The organism is Komagataeibacter europaeus (genome assembly GCF_002173515.1).
Taxonomy (GTDB): Bacteria; Pseudomonadota; Alphaproteobacteria; order Acetobacterales; family Acetobacteraceae; genus Komagataeibacter; species Komagataeibacter europaeus.
Window position 1 is genome coordinate 1473689 of record NZ_CP021467.1, and the last position, 17933, is coordinate 1491621.

Sequence of the window (17933 nt, forward strand, 5' to 3'; positions counted from 1 at the left end):
AGGACCATGCGATGACCCTCCCCCCCGTTCCCCGCAAGATACCCCGCACCATCACGCAGCTTGGCCGCACGCGGCAGGATGAATATGCGTGGATGAAGGATGACAACTGGCAGAACGTGCTGCGTGATCCGTCCCTGCTGCGCCCTGACATTGCCGGACACCTGCGGGCGGAAAACGCCTATACGCAGTCCATCCTGGCGGGAACGGAAGCGCTGCAGGAACAGCTGGTGGCGGAAATGAAAGGGCGGATACAGCCCGACGATACCTATCCCGCCATTCCCCACGGGCCATTTTCCTACCAGACCGGCTATGCGGCGGGCGCGCAGTATCCCGTCTACAGACGCTATCCCACCGGCCAGCCGCAGGCGGAGGAGGTGCTGCTGGATGTCAACGCGGCGGCCAGCGGCCACGACTATTACGCCATCGCCACCGCCAGCCATAGTCCCGACCACACCCTGTTCGCCTATGCCGAGGACACGCAGGGGTCCGAAATCTACCGCATCCATATCCGCGGACTGGCCGGGACGGGCGGGACCGCCCTGCCGCCTGTTGACAACTGCAGCGGGGCGTTCGTCTTCTCACCCGACAGCCGGTTCCTGTTCTGGGTCTGGCGGGATGAACATGGCCGCCCGGCCCGCGTCTATCGCCGCCGCATCGGGGAAGATACGGATACGCTGGTCTATGAGGAACCCGATCCCGGCTTTTTCGTGGGCGTGGACGCAACGCGTTCGGGCGGGTGGATCATCATTTCCTCCGGCAACCACGATACGTCCGAATCCTGGCTGATCCCCGGCCATGACCCGCAGGCCGCACCCGCATGCGCCGCCGCGCGCCAGACGGGGCTGATGTACGGGCTGTATCATCAGGGCCAGCACTTCATCATCCTGACCAATGCCGACGGCGCGTATGATTTCAAGATCATGACCACGCCGGACAGCGCGCCGGGGCGTGAAAACTGGCGCGACCTGGTCGGGCATGAACCCGGCCGCTACATTACCGACTGCATGGTCTGGTCGGGCCATATCGCATGGCGTGAACGCCGGAATGCGAATACGCGCATCGTCATCCGTGACCTGCAGGGCCATGCCCATGCGCTGGAACCCGATGAAGCCGCCTATGACCTGACATTCGCCGGCGGCTACGAATACGACACGACCGAACTGCGTTACGTCTACCAGTCCCCCACCACGCCCCGGCAGTGGCATGCGCAGGACATGACGACGCGGGCGGACCGGCTGCTCAAGCAGCAGTCCGTGCCGTCCGGCCATGACCCGGCGCAGTACCGCTGCTGGCGGCTTACGGCGCAGGCCCCGGATGGGGAACTGGTGCCCATAACCGTGCTGGGCCGCCACGACACGCCCATGGACGGGTCCGCCCCGCTGCTGCTGTATGGCTACGGGTCATATGGCCATGCCATCGACCCGGTGTTTTCCACCCGCACGCTCAGTCTTGTGGACCGTGGGTGGTTCCATGCCATTGCCCATGTCCGTGGTGGTTCGGAAAAGGGCTGGAACTGGTTCCTGGGCGGACGCGGGCGTAACAAGCCCAATACCTTCACCGATTTCATCGCCTGCGCCACCACCCTGACCGATGCGGGCTTTGGCGCGCCGGGACGGATCGTGGCCGATGGCCGTTCGGCGGGCGGCATGGTGATGGGGGCGGTCGCCAACATGCGCCCCGACCTGTTTGCGGGGATTGTGGCGGTGGTGCCGTTCGTGGATGAACTGAACACCATGTCCGATGACACCCTGCCCCTGACCCCGCCGGAATGGCCGGAATGGGGCAACCCGCTGAACGACCCGGACGCCTATGACCTGATCGCAAGCTATGCCGCGTATGAACAGGTGGCCCCGCGGGCCTATCCCGCCATCCTGGCCATGGGTGGGCTGACCGATCCGCGTGTCACCTACTGGGAACCGGCGAAATGGGTTGCGCGCCTGCGTGACCACAACCGGTCGGACCGGCCCATCATGCTGCGCACGAACATGGAAGCAGGCCACAGGGGGGCGACGGGACGGTTCGATTCCCTTAAGGAAGCCGCCCTGATTCATGCTTTTGCCCTATGGGCCGTTGAAACGACGCCCCCGACATAGGATTAATGTCATTGCTGGAACGATCCCGTTAACACCAGCACCCATATCGACCGAGCCCGTTTTCCAGAGGAATGACCATGACGGATCCCTACAACGCGGATCAGGATCAGGCAGGCGCCCCCATGCCGGGCCGCCGCATGGATCCTGCATCCACGATGCGAACCTTCCGGTCATTCAGCGAAACCCAGCGCACGCAGCGCATGGCGCGCGCGGGCCTGGCGCTGTTCTTTGTCCTGCTGGCGCTGTACACCGTGCGCGGCTTCCTGCCATCGCTGATCTGGGGCTGCATATTCGCCATTGCATCGTGGCCGCTTTACGTGCGGGCACGCAGGCGGTGGCATTCACGCGCGCACCGGACATTGCTGCCGGTCCTGTTCACGCTGGTCGTCGCGCTGATCTTCCTCGGGCCACTGGCGCTGTTCGGGCTTGAAGCGGGGCGTGAAGCGGAAGGCGTGCTAAGGCTGCTGAACGATGCGCGCCATTCCGGCATTCCCGTCCCGCCATGGGTCGGCCGCCTGCCCTATGGGCAACAGACGATCGAAACATGGTGGAACCAGCACCTGACAAATCCCGCCGATGTCTCGGCCCTTCTCGGGTCCATGAATATCGGTCAGGGCGTGAAGGTGACGCAGCAGCTTGGATCGCAGGTGCTGCACCGTGTGCTGCTGTTCGCCTTCGCCATCCTGACGCTGTTTTTCCTGCTCAAGGACGGGGATTCGGTTATCCGCCAGTCCCTTAATGTCTCCCGCCGCGCCTTTGGCAAACGGGGGGAACGGATCGCGCTGCAGATCATCGCCTCCGTCCACGGATCGGTATCGGGGCTGGTGCTGGTCGGTATTGGCGAGGGCATGCTGATGGGCCTTGCCTATCTGGTCGCCGGCGCGCCCCACCCGTTCCTGTTCGGCGTGATAACGGCCATTGCCGCCATGATCCCCTTCTGCGCCCTGATCGCCATCAGCGCCGTGGCCATATTGCTGGTGATCAATACCGGGGCGGTGCTGACCGCCATCGCCATCGTCCTGTTTGGCATTGCCGTGATCCTGCTGGCGGACCATCTGGTGCGCCCTGCCCTGATCGGCGGCTCGACCCAGTTGCCCTTCCTGTGGGTGCTGACGGGCATTCTGGGCGGGGCTGAAAGCTGGAGCCTGCTTGGGCTGTTTGTCGGGCCGGCCATCATGGCGGTGCTGCACATGCTGTGGCTGAACTGGAGCCGCGCGCGTTACTAGCGCGCCGGCGGCGGATACAAAAAAAGCACCCTGTTACAGGTGCTTTCATCGGGGCGTTCGCCCAAAATCCTTAATCGCAGACAGGGATATCGGGCAGGCGGGATTCGAACCCACGACCCCCAGTCCCCCAGACTGATGCGCTACCAGGCTGCGCTACTGCCCGCCTGTCTGCGATGCGCAGGGTGTAGCAGGCCATCAGGGGGACGGCAAGCCACGATCTGCGCAAAACTGAAAAAAACCGGATAAATCAGACCGGCACCATTTCCCGCAGGGCCTGCAGTTCCACCAGCACGCCACGCAGGCTGTCGCGCAGCACGGTATTTTCCGCCTGCAGGCGCTCAAGTTCGATCATGACGATCTGCTCCAGCGGCATTTCCGCTTCATCCGCCGTTTCGCCTTCCGGCGGTGTCGTGGCCTCGGGCACCGCTGCCGCAGTGGCCGGGGCTTCTTCCGCCACGGGTTTTACCGACGGGGATGCCTGAGGTTCGGCGGGAGCCGTATCGGCTACCTGTATGGTGGTTTCCTCGACAATCGTGACCTGTTCGATAACCGTGGCGGCTTCGACCGGGAGCGCGTGTTCCGGTGCGGGCGCGGGGGCAGGCGCTTCGGCCGCAGCGCGCACTTCCGCCACCGGCGGGACCGGTTCCACAATTGCGTCAGGAATCACCGTATGGACAGCGGGGATTTCCGGCGTGGCTGGCGTGGCTGGCGTGGCTGGCGTGGCTGGCGTGGCCATGCTCGCAGGCGCCGGGTCCGCGGCAAGGGCCACCTGCCCCAGTTCGGCCTGTGCCTGTGCAATCGACAGCTTGCGGACATACAGCAGGTCGGCGATCTGGCGCAGCACCGCAATATCCTGCGGACGATAGTAGCGCCGCCCCACCTGCCCCCGCAGCGGCTGCAGCTGTGGAAAGCGGGATTCCCACATGCGCATGACATGCTGGGCCAGGCCGAGTTCACGCGCGACCTCGTAAATGGGCAGGCTGTCCGTGCCCGGCTGCGTCACGTCATGCGTGGGCCCGGTCCGGGCCGGGTCATGCTGCGTGCTCATTCCTCGTCTCCTTCCGGCGGGTTTTCACCACTGGACTGTCCATTGACATGGGCACGAAGCAGCTGGCTGGGGCGAAATACCAGAACAGAGCGCGGAAGAATCGGGACTTCCACGCCCGTTTTCGGATTACGGCCCGTACGCTGTCCCTTCTGCCGGACAGAAAAGGTGCCAAACCCGCTTATTTTCAGGGTATCGCCGGTTTCAAGTGTCCGTGCCATCCGTTCCAGAATATCTTCCAGAATATCGGCGGATTCATGGCGGGACAGCCCGACCTGATCATATATCTGTTCTGCCAGAGTGGCGCGCGTCACGGTGCTCATGCGTAAACGTTATGCATGCGCGCCACCATCGTCAATTGAATGTATTCAATGAACGGGCGGTTTATTGCGCGCCCATTTCAATGTGGTACCGAAACGACATTACAGCCGCGCCAGCGCCGACCCCCATGTCAGGCCACCACCCAGCGCTTCCATCAGCACAAGGTCGCCCTTGCGTATGCGCCCGTCGCGCACCGCTTCGTTCAGCGCCAGCGGGATGGAAGCGGCCGATGTATTGGCATGCCGGTCCACCGTCACCACCACCCGCTCCGCTGGCAGGGCGAGCTTGCGCGCCACGCCGTCGATAATGCGCAGGTTGGCCTGGTGCGGCACCAGCCAGTTCACATCCGAATGGGTCAGGTTATTGGCGGCCAGCGCCTCGTCAACCGAAGAAGACAGCTTGCCCACCGCATGGCGGAACACCTCGCGCCCGTTCATGCGCAGGTGGGCGGGTCTGTCATGCTGCCCGGTGGCGCCGTCCACATACAGCAGGTCGCCATACTGGCCATCGGAATGCAGGTGGGTGGACAGGATCCCGGCATCACTGTCCTGTGGTCCGGCGGAAGTCAGGAACACCGCCCCCGCCCCGTCGCCAAACAGCACGCATGTCCCCCGGTCCGACCAGTCGAGGATACGCGAATAGACTTCGCTGCCGATGACCAGCGCGGAGCGGGCCTGCCCGCTGCGAATCAGCGAATCGGCCATGGACAGGGCATAGATGAACCCCGAACACGCCGCTGCAAGGTCAAAGCCGAATCCGGATGACATGCCCAGTCCGGCCTGCACGCGCACGGCGGTGGAAGGAAAGGCCTGGTCCGGCGTACTGGTGGCAACGATTACGGCATCGACATCCGCCGGTGTCGCGCCCGCGTATTCAAGCGCGCGGCGCGCGGCCTCTGTCGCCATGGATACGGCGGTATCGTTTTCACCGGCGATATGGCGCTGGCCAATGCCGGTGCGGCCGCGAATCCATTCGTCGGATGTATCGAGCCGGGATGCCAGTTCATCATTGGTAACGATCCGCTCAGGCAGATAACCGCCGAACCCGGACAGAAGCGAGCGTTTCGCCGTCATGCCTGTTTTTTCCACCAATCTCATCTTACATGCACGGGTGGAGACAGCCATGACAGCCTGCCCGCCACACCGGATGCTACAGGGTCAGGATGCAGGAACCGCCTGCTGGTCCGGCGCCACCTTGACGGATGTCAGCTTTTCCATATGCGCAAGACGGTCACGTATGCTGTCGGTAAAGCGGTGGGTGACCATGTCCATCGCCACATCGACCGCGGCGGCGAAGCCTTCGGCATCCGTGCCACCATGTGACTTGACCACGACACCGTTCAGGCCGACGAACACCGCGCCATTATAGCGCCGCGGGTCCAGCCATTCCTTCATCCGTTCCAGTCCCGGACGCACCAGCAGGTAGCCGATCCGCCCCAGCAGGCTGGAGGTAAAGACCTGCCGCAGGAGGGTGAACGCCATTTTCAGCGCCCCTTCCCCGGTTTTCAGGGCCACGTTTCCGGTAAAACCATCCGTCACCACCACGTCGGTCGTCCCCGCCGTGATGTCGTGCCCTTCGACAAAGCCATGGAACTGTCTGGCCAGCGCGCTGCCACGCAGCACCTCGGCCGCCTGGCGCAGGCGTTCGTCGCCCTTCAGTTCCTCCGACCCGACATTCAGCAGGCCGATCGTAGGCGCGGGCAGCCCCAGCACCGCCTTGGCGAAGGCTTCGCCCATGATCGCGAATTCCACCAGGTTGCGCCAGTCGCACGACACGTTCGCGCCGAGGTCGAGCATGACCACGTCGCCGCGTGTCGTGGGGCTGAGCGCCGCCATTGCCGGACGGCTTATGCCGGGGAGTGTCTTGACCACGATCTTGGCCAGCGCCAGCATCGCCCCGCTGTTGCCAGCGGACACGACGCCCTGGGCCGCACCCTTGGCCACCGCGTCCATGGCCAGCCGCATGGAGGAATCGCGCACGCGCAACGCCGCCGTGGGCTTCATGTCCATCGGGATGGCCGAACCGGCCGGAAGGATTGTGCAGATGGCGGCCGCGCGTGGATGGCGGCTCAGAAGGCCGGACAACTTTGCCTCATCCCCCACCAGAAGGATTCTGGCCGAAGGATGTCGGTCTGCCGCAATTGCCAGTCCAGCCACTACAACTTCCGGACCACCATCCCCACCCATGCCATCTATGGCCAGGGTATAGGACCCAGTCTCGGAAAAGGAGGAACCTGTCTCGCTCATGCTCGTCTTGTGCCGGGTAAGAAAGGAACGCGCAAGATCGGGGAGTACAACTTTGACACACCCCTGTCCCGCGCGACCCGGACGGGACGGCCACAGGCACGCCCACAGGCGCGGCCCACGCGGACCGCGCCCCTGACCGGGTAATGACGCCAGTCGCGTCCTGTTATCAGGCGCGGACCGCCGTCTTCAGCGCCTTGCCGGCGGAAGCGACTTCGCGGCCGTCATAATGCCCGCAATGGCTGCAGACGTGATGCGGGCGCTTGAGTTCACCGCAGTTGGAACATTCCGCATGTGCGGGCACGCTCAGCGCAGCGTGGCTGCGACGCATGCCACGACGGGACGGCGAGGTTTTTCTCTTGGGTACAGCCATGGGCCTGGGCCCCTCCGATCTGGATCACAACCGGCAGGCACACCATCGTGGCGATACACCGGTCAGTTATCAATAATTGAGGGGGGCGCTCTAACAGATCATTTGCACTTGCGCAAGAGATGATGCGCAAGGCGCGTAATCCGCGCCCCCCGTTACCTGCCCCTTCCTTTGCGTCAGTTCTGCTTTTTTTTCAACTCGGCCAGGGCGGAAAAAGGCTGCCTGCGCACGGTTTCTTCGGGTTCGGCTTCTTCATTACCCGCGAATTCGGCCGGAATCGCGCATCCGGGCTTGTGCGGATACGGGTCCAGCGCCAGCGAAAGTTCCTCCGCCGCCAGTTCACCAAGATCGATGCTGTCGCGGTCATAGGGAATTTCATCAATGGAAAAGGGATCGATCTCGTCATCCTCGCGGAAACGTTCCGCCGGGATGCAGCGCACGGTGAACGATTCCGCCAGCACGTCCTCGAATGGTTCAAGGCTTACGACACATTCCTGTGTCACATGCGCGGTCAGCCAGCCTTCGGCCAGCACTTCCCCATCCTGTCCCGGCGCCAGCCGGTAGCGGCAGGACAGGTCACGCAGGCCGGGAATCCCGAACCGGCGGGCCAGCCTGTGGCATTCCTCATCCGATGCCTCGACCACCGTTTCCATGCCACGGGCCGGGATGCGGCCCACGGCAAGCGGGCGGGAAAATTCTGCATCCATGTCGTACTACTCCTGCGCGTGTGTTCACGGGGCCTGCGCCTTCATGCCCGCATGGTGGAAATATGGCCCTGGCCGTCGTGTTTTTCCACCGTCGGGGCGATCTGTGATTGACTTCATTTTCCCAATCAGGCACCGGAAAGACGAACCGCATTTTCGCGCCATGCCTTATTTCAGGATATTTTCCGGACCATGAGGTCACCACAGGACACCCTGCCCCGTTCGCGTTCATTACGCCTGTTTTCGTGCGCTGTCATCGGGGCGGGTATCGCGCTGTCGGGCTGTTCGGTGTTCAAGCCCAACACCATCCAGCGCGGCTCCCTGGTGGAAGCGGACGACTACAAGAAACTGAAGATTGGCGAGACCACGCGTTCGGACGTGATGGATGCGCTGGGTTCCCCCACGGGGCGCGCCACGTTCGATGATAATACGTGGCTGTATATGTCCATGAAGCAGGTGATGGTTCCCATCAGCTTCCCGCGCGTGCGCAAGCAGGACATGGTGGTGCTGACGTTTGACCAGGACGGCATCCTGCGCAACCTGCGCACCCTGCACAAGGATGATGCGCGCTACGTCTCCATGGCGCCCGGAAAGACACCCACGCCAGGCACCAAGATCAACATCATGCAGCAGATCCTGGGCAATGTGGGCCGCTACAACCCGCTCAGCCAGATGAGCAGCACGTATGGCGGCAGCACCGGCCCGATGAACAGCATGAACGGCGGTCCCGGCCACGGCGGGGCGGGCAACTCCCTGCCCTGATCTTCCTGCCTGCCGAGCCTGTCAGTTCGGCAGCACGATCCTGACCCGCGCCCCACCCAGTGGACCGGCCTCCAGCGCGATATGGCCGCCATGGGCGTGAATGATGTCACGCGCGATCGCAAGGCCCAGCCCGGTTCCGCCCTCCTTGCCGCTTTCAAACGGGCGAAACACGCTTTCACGCCGCGTTTCCTCCACGCCGCACCCGTTGTCATCCACATACAGGAAGACTTCCCTGCGCCCGCGTTCGGCTGACAGTTCGATGCGCGTGGCATGGCGGCGGGCATTTTCCACCACATTGTTCAGGACGCGGCGCAGGGCATTGCCGCGCCCGGTCACGCTCAACCCCATCGGGGTGATGGAACCGATGCTGGCCTGCGCCCCCATGCGGCGCTGGGCCGCCACGATTTCGTCAAACAGGTCCTCCACGCGGATGACAACGGGCTTTTCCGCCCCCTCGCCCCGTGCAAAGGACAGGTAGCCTTCGATCATATGCTCCATTTCCACGATATCACCGATCATGTCGGCAATATCGGGCTGCAGTCCGGCAGCATCGACCATGCCCGTGCGCGGCAGCATGGCCAGTGACAGGCGCAGCCGGGTCAACGGCGTGCGCAGGTCATGCGACACACCGGCCAGGACGGTCGTGCGCTGTTCCACAAAACGGTTGATACGGTCACGCATGCGATTGAAGGCGACTGCTGCCTTGCGGATTTCCTGCGCGCCCTCGGGCACGATGGGCACGGTGTCGCGCCCCAGACCGAACAGTTGCGCCGCCCGCGCCAGCCTGCGTATGGCGCGGACCTGATTGCGCATGAACAGCGCCGCGATCAGGAACAGCACCAGCGCGCTGCCCGATGCCCATGCCACGAACAGCCATACTGGCGCCACGTCCAGCCGCTTGCGCAGGGCGACCACCTGCAGCACCCCGATGGGCGTCTGCACGCGGATCACCACGCGATGGCGCGCCTGTTTCCAGTCCACGAAGCTGGGCAGGCGCACATTCGCCCGCAGGTCGCGCACCAGATCATCATCAATGGGGCCAAGCACATGGTTGGAACCGCGCCGGTCCAGCCTTTCCCCTTCATGCAATGTCATGGTCAGGCCCGCGCGGTGTCCGGCATCGTCCAGGATCCACTGCCGGTCGGCGGGCGATGGATAGCGTTCCAGCAGGTCGATCGTCATGGCAATGGTGGTGGCCATGTCGCCCGACAGCCGGCGGGAGACGATCTGCAGGTAATTCCCGTAAAACAGTTCCAGCGAGATGGCCTGCGTGGCCAGCAGCGGAATGAAGCCGATCAGCAGCATGCGCCCCAGCAGGGAACGGGGCAGGATGCGCCGGACCAGCCGTTCACGCATCCTGCGCCACCCCTGCACGGGGGGTGGCGTCGGTTCGGTGCCGGAATGCGACTCCATATCCATGGCTTCACCTTGACTGCGGACACAAAAAAACCGGCTCCCTGCTGGGGCCGGCTTTTTTGTGGGTCAGACCCATATTCCGATAACGGTCGGCTTAGAAGCCTTCACGCTCCAGACGCTTGCGCTCCATCTTGCGGGCGCGGCGCACGGCTTCGGCAGCCTCGCGCGCCTTGCGCTCGGACGGCTTTTCATAATGACGACGCAGCTTCATTTCACGGAAGATGCCTTCGCGCTGCATTTTCTTCTTGAGGGCCTTGAGGGCCTGATCAACATTGTTGTCACGAACGAGAACCTGCACTGGGTCGTCAACTCCTGATCTGCCATCCGGTATGGATGATCCATGAAACTGAAACTTGGGGAACGTCCGCCCGAGGCCATTCCCTTCGTGCGATTCCCAAACGGGCCGCACCTATATCACACTCACGCACGGCAACACAAATCATTCCCGCATCCGGGGACAAATGATTTTCGTGCTCCGCATTGCGCGCCAACGCTGTCATATACATGTTCCCCGAAACAGGAAGGGTGTTTGTGTCCATGACGCTGCTCAAGATCGCCCGCATGGGCCATCCGGTGCTGCTGCAGCCCGCATTGCCGGTGGCCGACCCGCAGGCCCCGGCAGTCCGCACGCTGGTGGCCGACATGATCGAAACCATGCTGGACGCAGGCGGGGTGGGACTGGCCGCGCCCCAGGTGCACCAGGGCCTGCGGCTGTTCGTATACCGCGTGCCCGACACCCGCAGCACGGGCGACGACGATCCCCCGCGCCTGCCCGCCGCCCTGATAAACCCCGTGCTGGAACCGGTTGATGATGACATGGTGGACCGGATGGAGGGCTGCCTGTCCATTCCCGGCCTGCGGGGCTGGGTGCCGCGTTACCGTCGCATCGCCTGGCGCGGCATGAATGCGCAAGGGCAGGAAACCCACGGCATTGCAACAGGCTTTTTGGCCAATGTATTCCAGCATGAATACGATCACCTGAACGGAATCCTCTATCCCATGCGCATGACCGACCTTGGCCGGATGGGATTTGATACCGAAATGGCACGTTACGGAGAGCGCCCATGAATCCTTCCGCCCTGGTTGCCGCCGCGACATCCGCGCTGGAACCGCCCGCGCTCCAGAATTCACCGCAGGGTGACGCGCTGCTGCGCCGTTTCCTGGCCGACCCGCGCGCGGGCAGCCAGCCATGGACGACCGCCCTGCTACGGCAATGCGCGGGCGCGGACGCGGACCTGCTGTTCCCCGATGGCATGGCGCAGGTGGCCGAATCGTGTTTCGACCTCATGGACCGTGACATGCTGGCCGACACCAACAGCTTCCGCAGCCGCAAGATCAGCCGCCGTGTCCGCGCGGCCGTGCTGTTCCGGCTGCACCATGCCGCCCCGCACCGCGCCGCCATACGGCAGGCGCTGGCGGTGCTGCTGGTGCCGACCCATGCCCGCGCCCTGGCCCGCACGCTGGGGCGTAGCGTGAACGCGATATGGCAGGCGGCGGGGGATACGTCCGCCGGTTTCACCTATGTGACCAAGCGCATCACCCTGAGCGGTGTGTATGTCTCCACCCTGCTGTTCTGGCTGACGCGGGGCGGCAACCCGGCCTCGGTGGAAGAATTCCTCGACCGCCGCCTGTCTGAAGTCGGGCGCATCACCCGCCTGCGCAACCGCCTGACCGGCCGTATCGCCTGAACGGTTCCGCGGACGTGACAGCCCCTGCCCGACCGCCATCGACCCGTCATGCGCCCGCTGGCGCGGGGGTGGAACTGCTTTTCCTGCGTGATGAGGACATGCGGCAGGCGCAGGACCTCCTGATGCTGGCCTGCCGGTCCTTTACGGCCATCATAGATGACGCCCTGCACGCGCACGGGCTGGGCCACGCGCATTACCGCATCATGCAGGCCGTGGCCCTGCAGCCCGGCATGGCCGTGGGCGCCCTGCTGAATACGCTGGGCATTACCAAGCAGAGCATGAGCCGTGCGCTGGGGGAACTGCTGTCCATGGACCTGGTGCGGCAGGAAACGGCGCAACAGGACAGACGGCGGCGGGAACTGTACCTGACCGCGCGTGGAAGCGAGATTGAAAACCATCTGTTTTCCCTGCAACGTGAGGTCCTGCTCCGTGTGTACCGCAACGCGGGCGGCAAGGCCGTCGAGGGTTTTCGCCGCGTCATGCACGGGCTGATAGACGAATCGGATGCCCCCGGCGTATCCACCGGTGCCCATCACCTTCCCGACCGGAGTTCCCCATGATCCAGACGGCCTGCGACTCCTCCCTGCCCCGCGACAGCATGATCGTGGATGCACACGTGGTGGTCGTGGATGATGATCCCCGCCTGCGTCGCCTGCTGCAACGTTACCTGAGCGAACAGGGGTTTCGCGTCAGCGCGGCGTCGTCCGCGCAGGAAGCGCGCCAAGTGCTGGGTTTCATGCAGCCGGACGCGCTGGTGCTGGACATTACCATGCCGGGGGAAAACGGGCTGGAACTGACGCGCGAACTGCGGCGGGAAAAACTGGATTTTCCCATCCTGCTGCTGACCGCGCGGGGCGAGCCGGAAGACCGGATCATCGGGCTGGAAGCCGGGGCCGATGATTATCTGGCCAAGCCGTTCGAACCGCGCGAACTGCTGCTGCGGCTCAAGGCGCACCTGCGTCGCTTTGTCCCACCCGCGCCAAGCAGCAACCTGCGGATCGTGCGGCTGGGGGAACTGGAATTCGACCCCGTGCGTGGCCTGCTGTCCAACGCGCATGGAATCGTGCACCTGACGGGGGGCGAGTCGGCCCTGCTGTCGGTGCTTGCCCGCCACCCCAACGAAATCCTGTCGCGCACCGACATCGCGACCACGCTGGACATGGAAGAAATCGGGGAACGCGCGGTGGATGTGCAGGTCACGCGCCTGCGCCGCCGGATCGAGCCCGACCCGCGTGAGCCACGCTTCCTGCAGACGGTGCGGGGCAAGGGCTACGTGCTGAAGCCAGGCCTGTAAAACGACTGGGGTCTGTTGGGAATTGTGCTTTTTCAAAGTCACCAAAGGTGATTCAAAATCCGTATGGATCGCTTCGTACTGACAGACACCCAATGGGCGAAAATGGAACCGCTGTGCCTTGGCAAGAAAACAGATCGCGGGCGCAGCGGGCAGGACAACCGTCTTTTTATCGAGGCGGTCTTATGGATTGCCCGGACCGGCAGCCCATGGCGGGACCTTCCGACATATTTCGGGCATTGGAACTCAGTCTATTCCCGTTACAGCGACTGGATGAAAGCCGGTGTTTTCAAACGGCTTTTTGAAGCGGTCTCTGACGATGCCGACATGGAATATGCGATGATCGACGGCACGGTGGTCCGGGTTCACCGTCATGGTCAGGGCGCAAAAGGGGGACCCGAAGTCAGACGATAGGACGCAGTGTGACGGGATGGTCCACCAAGATCATCGCCATGACGGACGCCCTGGGCAATCTGGTCCGCTTTACGCTTATCCCCGGCCAGCATTACGATACGGTCGGGGTGGCGCCTCTCCTTGAACCGGCTGATTTTGAGGGACTTCTTGCCGACAAGGCGTTCGATGTCCACTGGATCGTGGACACCATACGCGCGCAAGGGGCCCGCGTGGTCATTCCCCAGCGTCGGAACCGCCTCGACAGGCGACCTTTCGATGGAGCCCTGTTCAGGGCGCGCCATCTCATCGAGAACTTCTTCTGCAAGCTCAAGGAGTTCAAGCGCATCGCCATGCGAAGCGACAAGACCGACAGATCATTCGCAGCGATGATTTATCTCACCGCCGCAATCATCAATTCGCGTTAATTCCCAACAGACCCTGATAAAAAATAGAAGTTTTTGGGCGCCGCCTTTTTTCAAACAGGCGGCGTCTTCTGAGGCTTTTTGAAAAAAGCCTTACCAAAAACTTCTGTCTGTTTTGAGGGACATTAACAGCGCCAGAATCAAAAACGGGCCGACATGAAGATCATGCCGACCCGTTTCATATCAACGCAATAATCAGGCCGCCTTGTTCAGCCGGTCCAGTTCGGCCACCACGGCCTCCCCCATTCCTGCCGTATTCACTTCCGTCCTGCCCGCACTCATGATGTCCGGCGTGCGCAGGCCCCTGTCCAGTACGTTGGAAACCGCCTTTTCAATCATCGCTGCGTCTTCCTGCATATCGAAGGAATAACGCAGCAGCATGGCGAAAGAGAGGATCTGCGCCAGCGGATTGGCCTTGCCCTGACCCGCGATATCCGGCGCGCTGCCATGGATCGGTTCATACAGCGCGGGCGTGCGGCCATCCTCGCCCTTTGCGCCCAGCGTGGCCGAAGGCAGCATGCCCAGGCTGCCGGTCAGCATGGAGGCAAGGTCGGACAGCAGGTCACCAAACAGGTTGCCCGTCACGATCACATCAAACTGCCGCGGGTTGCGTACCATCTGCATGGCGCAGTTATCGGCCAGCATGTGGCTCAGTTCCACGTCCTTGTATTCCCGGTCATGCAGTGCGGTCACGACCTCTTTCCACAGCAGGCCGCTTTCCATCACGTTGCATTTCTCGACCGAGCACACGCGGTTGTCACGCTTGCGGGCCAGGTCGAAGGCGACGCGGGCCACGCGCTCGATTTCCGCCGTGGTATAGACTTCGGTGTTGATGCCACGACGTGACCCGTCGGGCAGGGTCTCGATCCCGCGTGGCGTGCCGAAATAGATGCCGCCCACCGTCTCGCGCACGATCATGATGTCCAGGCCACGGATGACATCGGGCTTGAGCGTGCTGGCATCGACCAGCGAATCGAACACCTTGGCCGGACGCAGGTTGGCGAACAGCCCCAGTTCCTGACGCAGTTTCAGGATCGCGATTTCAGGCCGGCGGTCAAATCCGGCCGATGCCCATTTCGGGTCCCCCACCGAACCGAACAGCACCGCATCCGCCGCCCGCGCCGCGTCAATCACCTGCTGCGTGATCGGCTGGCCATGCACCGCCAGCGACGCGCCACCCACCAGATCCTCGCTGATATCGAAACGGATGCCACGCGCCTGCGCCATCCAGTCCATGATGCGCCGGGCCTCCCGCATGATTTCGGGGCCAATGCCATCGCCAGGCAGGATCAGAAGCTTCTTGGGTGCGGACATGACGTCTCCCATCCGGATAATCTGTTTATGAATGATTGGCTGGTGCGCGGTGCGCGCCCTCAGTCAAGGACGATGCGCGGAATCCACGGCTGCGCCTGCGCGCGACGTTCCTCAAAGGTCGTGATCGCCTTTTCATGCTGCAGCGTCTGGCCAATGTCATCCAGGCCTTCCAGCAGCAGCTGCTTGCGCAGCGGATCAACGTCAAACGGCACTTCCCTGCCATCGGGGCGGATGATGACCTGCCGCGCCAGATCAACCGTGAGGCGGGAATTCGCCCCCTGACGGGCGTCATCCATCAGCTGCGTGCAGACTTCACGCGGCAGCACGATGGGCAGGATGCCGTTCTTGAAGCAGTTGTTGTTGAAAATATCGGCGAATGACGGCGCGATCACGCAGCGGATGCCGAAATCCAGCAACGCCCACGGCGCATGTTCACGCGACGACCCGCAGCCAAGGTTGTCATAGGTGATCAGGATCTCGGCCTTGCGATACGGCTCCTGATTCAGCACGAAATCGGGGTTTTCCGATCCATCGGGCCGGTAGCGCATCCCGTCGAACGCATGCACGCCAAGGCCGGAACGCTTGGTGGTCTTGAGGAACCGCGCCGGGATGATCTTGTCGGTATCGATGTTTTCTTCCGGCAGGGGGGCGGCGATGGCCGTGAGGACGGTGAATTTATCCATTGTCAGATCAGCTCCCGCACATCAGTCAGGGTTCCGGTCACGGCGGCGGCGGCGGCCATGGCGGGGGACAGCAGGTGCGTGCGACCGCCGGGGCCCTGCCTGCCCTCGAAGTTACGATTGGAAGTGGAGGCACAGCGCTGCCCCGGCGTCAGCCGGTCGGGGTTCATGCCAAGGCACATGGAACACCCGGCCTCACGCCATTCGAACCCGGCTTCCAGGAAGACCTTGTCCAGCCCTTCCTCCTCTGCCTGCGCCTTCACGATACCCGAACCGGGCACGATCATCGCCCGCACGCCGGGGGCGACCCTGCGGCCCGCCGCAACGCTGGCTGCGGCGCGCAGGTCCTCGATCCGGCTGTTGGTGCAGGAGCCTATGAACACGACATCAACCGGCGTGCCCGCAATCTTCTGCCCGGCTTCCAGCCCCATGTAGTCCAGCATGCGCTGCATCTGCCTGCGCCGCGACGGGTCTGCTTCGGCAGCGGGGTCCGGCACGTTGCCGGTTACGGGAATGACGGTTTCGGGGCTGGTGCCCCATGTCAGCACGGGCGTGATGTCTTCCGCGCGCAGTTCCACCACGCGGTCGTAATGCGCGCCTTCGTCGGACGCCAGCGTTTTCCAGTAGGCGACGGCTTCGTCAAACGCCTTGCCCTTGGGCGCAAAGGGACGGCCGCGCACGTATTCGAACGTGGTCTCGTCCGGGGCCACCAGCCCGGCGCGGGCACCGGCCTCGATCGACATGTTGCACACCGTCATGCGACCCGCCATGTCGAGTTCACGGATGGCGGACCCCGCGAATTCGATCACATGGCCCGTGCCGCCCGCCGTGCCGATATGGCCGATGATCGCCAGCATGATGTCCTTGGCCGTAACGCCGGGGCCAACCTGCCCCTCGACCACGACCTTCATGTTCTTCGCGGGTTTCTGCAGGATGGTCTGGGTCGCCATCACGTGCTCGACCTCGGATGTGCCGATACCGAATGCCAGCGCGCCCAGCGCGCCGTGGGTGGACGTATGGCTGTCACCACACACGATGGTCATGCCCGGCAGGGAAATCCCCTGCTCCGGCCCGACCACATGCACGATGCCCTGGCGCGCGGACAGCAGCGGGAAATACGGCACGCCGAATTCCCGGACGTTGCGTTCCAGCGTCTCGATCTGGTTGCGGCTGTCAGCTTCTTCGATCGGCAGGGTGCGGTCTGATGTGGGCACGTTATGGTCCACCACCGCGATCGTCGCATCGGGATGGCGCAGGCGGCGGCCGCTCAGGCGCAGCCCCTCGAACGCCTGCGGGCTTGTGACCTCATGCACAAGGTGCCGGTCGATGTAGAGGATGGCCGTACTGTCCGGGAGGGTTTCGACCACATGGCTGTCCCATATCTTGTCGAACAATGTGCGCGGGGCCATCTTGATATTCCTCTCCCGGACGGAAACAGGCCGCCATCACGCGCAGGATACGCACGCGACAGGCAGCCACAAAATCTTGCATGAAAACGGTTCGCCCGTTTCCACCATGACGGTGGGAAACGGGCGAAGGGTCGGCATATTACTCGGCGGCAGTGGTGGCGGCGGGTGCCGCGACTTCACGCTTGCGCTCGGCAATACGGGCGGACTTGCCGCGACGGCCACGCAGGTAATACAGCTTCGCGCGACGGACCACACCGCGACGGACAACCGTGATGTCCGCAATGGTGGGGGAATACAGCGGGAACACACGCTCCACGCCTTCACCGTTGGAAATCTTGCGCACGGTGAAGTTGCTGTTCAGGCCCTTGTTGGAGCGGGCGATCACAACGCCTTCGTAGTTCTGCACGCGCTTGCGGGTGCCTTCGACCACTTCCACGCCGACGCGCACGGTGTCGCCCGGGGCGAATTCCGGCACGGCGCGCTTGGCGGTCAGGCGGGCGATCTCTTCCGCCTCGTACTTCTGGATGATGTTCATGATCCGGTCCTCGTTCGATAG

20 protein-coding genes and 1 tRNA gene are annotated in these 17933 nt (G+C 63.4%); 8 read left to right on the forward strand and 13 right to left on the reverse strand.

Annotated elements, in window-relative coordinates; genetic code table 11:
• Positions 1 to 11 precede the first annotated feature (11 nt).
• A complete protein-coding gene (locus S101446_RS06765) occupies positions 12 to 2093 on the forward strand; it encodes a S9 family peptidase (protein ID WP_087607970.1) in 2082 nt (693 codons plus the stop codon).
• A gap of 71 nt (positions 2094 to 2164) precedes the next feature.
• Positions 2165 to 3319 carry an AI-2E family transporter gene (locus S101446_RS06770; RefSeq protein WP_087607971.1) on the forward strand — a complete coding sequence of 385 codons (1155 nt, stop codon included), beginning with the start codon at positions 2165 to 2167 and terminating at the stop codon, positions 3317 to 3319.
• A gap of 89 nt (positions 3320 to 3408) precedes the next feature.
• Here S101446_RS06770 and S101446_RS06775 read toward each other — a convergent pair.
• The 7 genes from S101446_RS06775 to S101446_RS06805 all read right to left on the reverse strand — a co-directional run bounded on the left by S101446_RS06775 (position 3409) and on the right by S101446_RS06805 (position 8005).
• Positions 3409 to 3482, reverse strand: a tRNA-Pro gene (locus S101446_RS06775).
• A gap of 84 nt (positions 3483 to 3566) precedes the next feature.
• Positions 3567 to 4367: a MerR family transcriptional regulator gene (locus S101446_RS06780; protein ID WP_087607972.1), complete on the reverse strand. Its 801-nt coding sequence runs from the start codon at positions 4365 to 4367 to the stop codon at positions 3567 to 3569.
• Positions 4364 to 4687 (reverse strand): integration host factor subunit alpha, encoded by a 324-nt coding sequence (locus S101446_RS06785; RefSeq protein ID WP_010506428.1) that lies wholly within the window; start codon positions 4685 to 4687, stop codon positions 4364 to 4366. Before S101446_RS06785 ends, S101446_RS06780 begins: the two co-directional genes overlap by 4 nt.
• A 99-nt stretch (positions 4688 to 4786) precedes the next feature.
• On the reverse strand, positions 4787 to 5758 hold the full coding sequence (locus S101446_RS06790) for a beta-ketoacyl-ACP synthase III (protein WP_026019603.1): 972 nt from the start codon (positions 5756 to 5758) through the stop codon (positions 4787 to 4789).
• A gap of 84 nt (positions 5759 to 5842) precedes the next feature.
• Complete coding sequence (gene plsX, locus S101446_RS06795; RefSeq protein ID WP_048850550.1) at positions 5843 to 6931, reverse strand: phosphate acyltransferase PlsX; 1089 nt, start codon at positions 6929 to 6931, stop codon at positions 5843 to 5845.
• Positions 6932 to 7097: 166 nt separating this feature from the next.
• A complete protein-coding gene (gene rpmF / locus S101446_RS06800; protein ID WP_010506434.1) occupies positions 7098 to 7301 on the reverse strand; it encodes a 50S ribosomal protein L32 in 204 nt (67 codons plus the stop codon).
• A gap of 173 nt (positions 7302 to 7474) precedes the next feature.
• Entirely contained in the window at positions 7475 to 8005 is a 531-nt protein-coding gene (locus tag S101446_RS06805) for a YceD family protein (RefSeq protein WP_087607973.1), read from the reverse strand.
• A gap of 189 nt (positions 8006 to 8194) precedes the next feature.
• Here S101446_RS06805 and S101446_RS06810 point away from each other — a divergent pair, with 189 nt between their 5' ends.
• On the forward strand, positions 8195 to 8764 hold the full coding sequence (locus S101446_RS06810) for an outer membrane protein assembly factor BamE (RefSeq protein ID WP_019085601.1): 570 nt from the start codon (positions 8195 to 8197) through the stop codon (positions 8762 to 8764).
• A gap of 21 nt (positions 8765 to 8785) precedes the next feature.
• Here S101446_RS06810 and S101446_RS06815 read toward each other — a convergent pair whose 3' ends face one another.
• Positions 8786 to 10183, reverse strand: a complete 1398-nt coding sequence (locus tag S101446_RS06815) for a sensor histidine kinase (protein WP_087607974.1) — start codon at positions 10181 to 10183, stop codon at positions 8786 to 8788.
• A gap of 91 nt (positions 10184 to 10274) precedes the next feature.
• A complete protein-coding gene (gene rpsU / locus S101446_RS06820; RefSeq protein WP_010506446.1) occupies positions 10275 to 10478 on the reverse strand; it encodes a 30S ribosomal protein S21 in 204 nt (67 codons plus the stop codon).
• A 239-nt stretch (positions 10479 to 10717) separates the two neighbouring features.
• Between rpsU and def the strand changes: the two genes are divergently transcribed.
• The 5 genes from def (at position 10718) to S101446_RS06845 (ending at position 13977) form a co-directional block, all read left to right on the forward strand.
• The gene (def, locus tag S101446_RS06825) at positions 10718 to 11248 is read left to right on the forward strand and encodes a peptide deformylase (RefSeq protein WP_010506447.1); all 531 of its coding nucleotides are present in this window, start codon (positions 10718 to 10720) and stop codon (positions 11246 to 11248) included.
• Positions 11245 to 11868, forward strand: a complete 624-nt coding sequence (locus tag S101446_RS06830; RefSeq protein ID WP_010506448.1) for a COQ9 family protein — start codon at positions 11245 to 11247, stop codon at positions 11866 to 11868. The genes def and S101446_RS06830 overlap by 4 nt, the downstream gene beginning before the upstream one ends.
• 14 nt (positions 11869 to 11882) lie before the next feature.
• A complete protein-coding gene (locus S101446_RS06835; protein ID WP_231289787.1) occupies positions 11883 to 12428 on the forward strand; it encodes a MarR family winged helix-turn-helix transcriptional regulator in 546 nt (181 codons plus the stop codon).
• Positions 12425 to 13162 carry a response regulator gene (locus S101446_RS06840; RefSeq protein ID WP_087607975.1) on the forward strand — a complete coding sequence of 246 codons (738 nt, stop codon included), beginning with the start codon at positions 12425 to 12427 and terminating at the stop codon, positions 13160 to 13162. The genes S101446_RS06835 and S101446_RS06840 overlap by 4 nt, the downstream gene beginning before the upstream one ends.
• A 63-nt stretch (positions 13163 to 13225) precedes the next feature.
• Positions 13226 to 13977 (forward strand): IS5 family transposase gene (locus S101446_RS06845; protein WP_087607976.1). Its coding sequence is split into 2 segments (ribosomal slippage): positions 13226 to 13556 and positions 13556 to 13977, totalling 753 coding nucleotides; the frame shifts between segments, so codons are not numbered across the junction.
• Between the two features lie 192 nt (positions 13978 to 14169).
• On the opposite strand, the gene leuB is transcribed toward S101446_RS06845, so the two are convergent.
• The 4 genes from leuB to rplS all read right to left on the reverse strand — a co-directional run bounded on the left by leuB (position 14170) and on the right by rplS (position 17912).
• Complete coding sequence (gene leuB / locus S101446_RS06850) at positions 14170 to 15288, reverse strand: 3-isopropylmalate dehydrogenase (RefSeq protein WP_019084450.1); 1119 nt, start codon at positions 15286 to 15288, stop codon at positions 14170 to 14172.
• 59 nt (positions 15289 to 15347) lie between these two features.
• On the reverse strand, positions 15348 to 15971 hold the full coding sequence (gene leuD / locus S101446_RS06855; RefSeq protein ID WP_019084451.1) for a 3-isopropylmalate dehydratase small subunit: 624 nt from the start codon (positions 15969 to 15971) through the stop codon (positions 15348 to 15350).
• 2 nt (positions 15972 to 15973) lie between these two features.
• Positions 15974 to 17377, reverse strand: a complete 1404-nt coding sequence (leuC, locus tag S101446_RS06860; RefSeq protein ID WP_087607977.1) for a 3-isopropylmalate dehydratase large subunit — start codon at positions 17375 to 17377, stop codon at positions 15974 to 15976.
• Positions 17378 to 17516: 139 nt separating this feature from the next.
• Positions 17517 to 17912: a 50S ribosomal protein L19 gene (rplS, locus tag S101446_RS06865; protein WP_010506456.1), complete on the reverse strand. Its 396-nt coding sequence runs from the start codon at positions 17910 to 17912 to the stop codon at positions 17517 to 17519.
• Between the last annotated feature and the right edge of the window lie 21 nt (positions 17913 to 17933).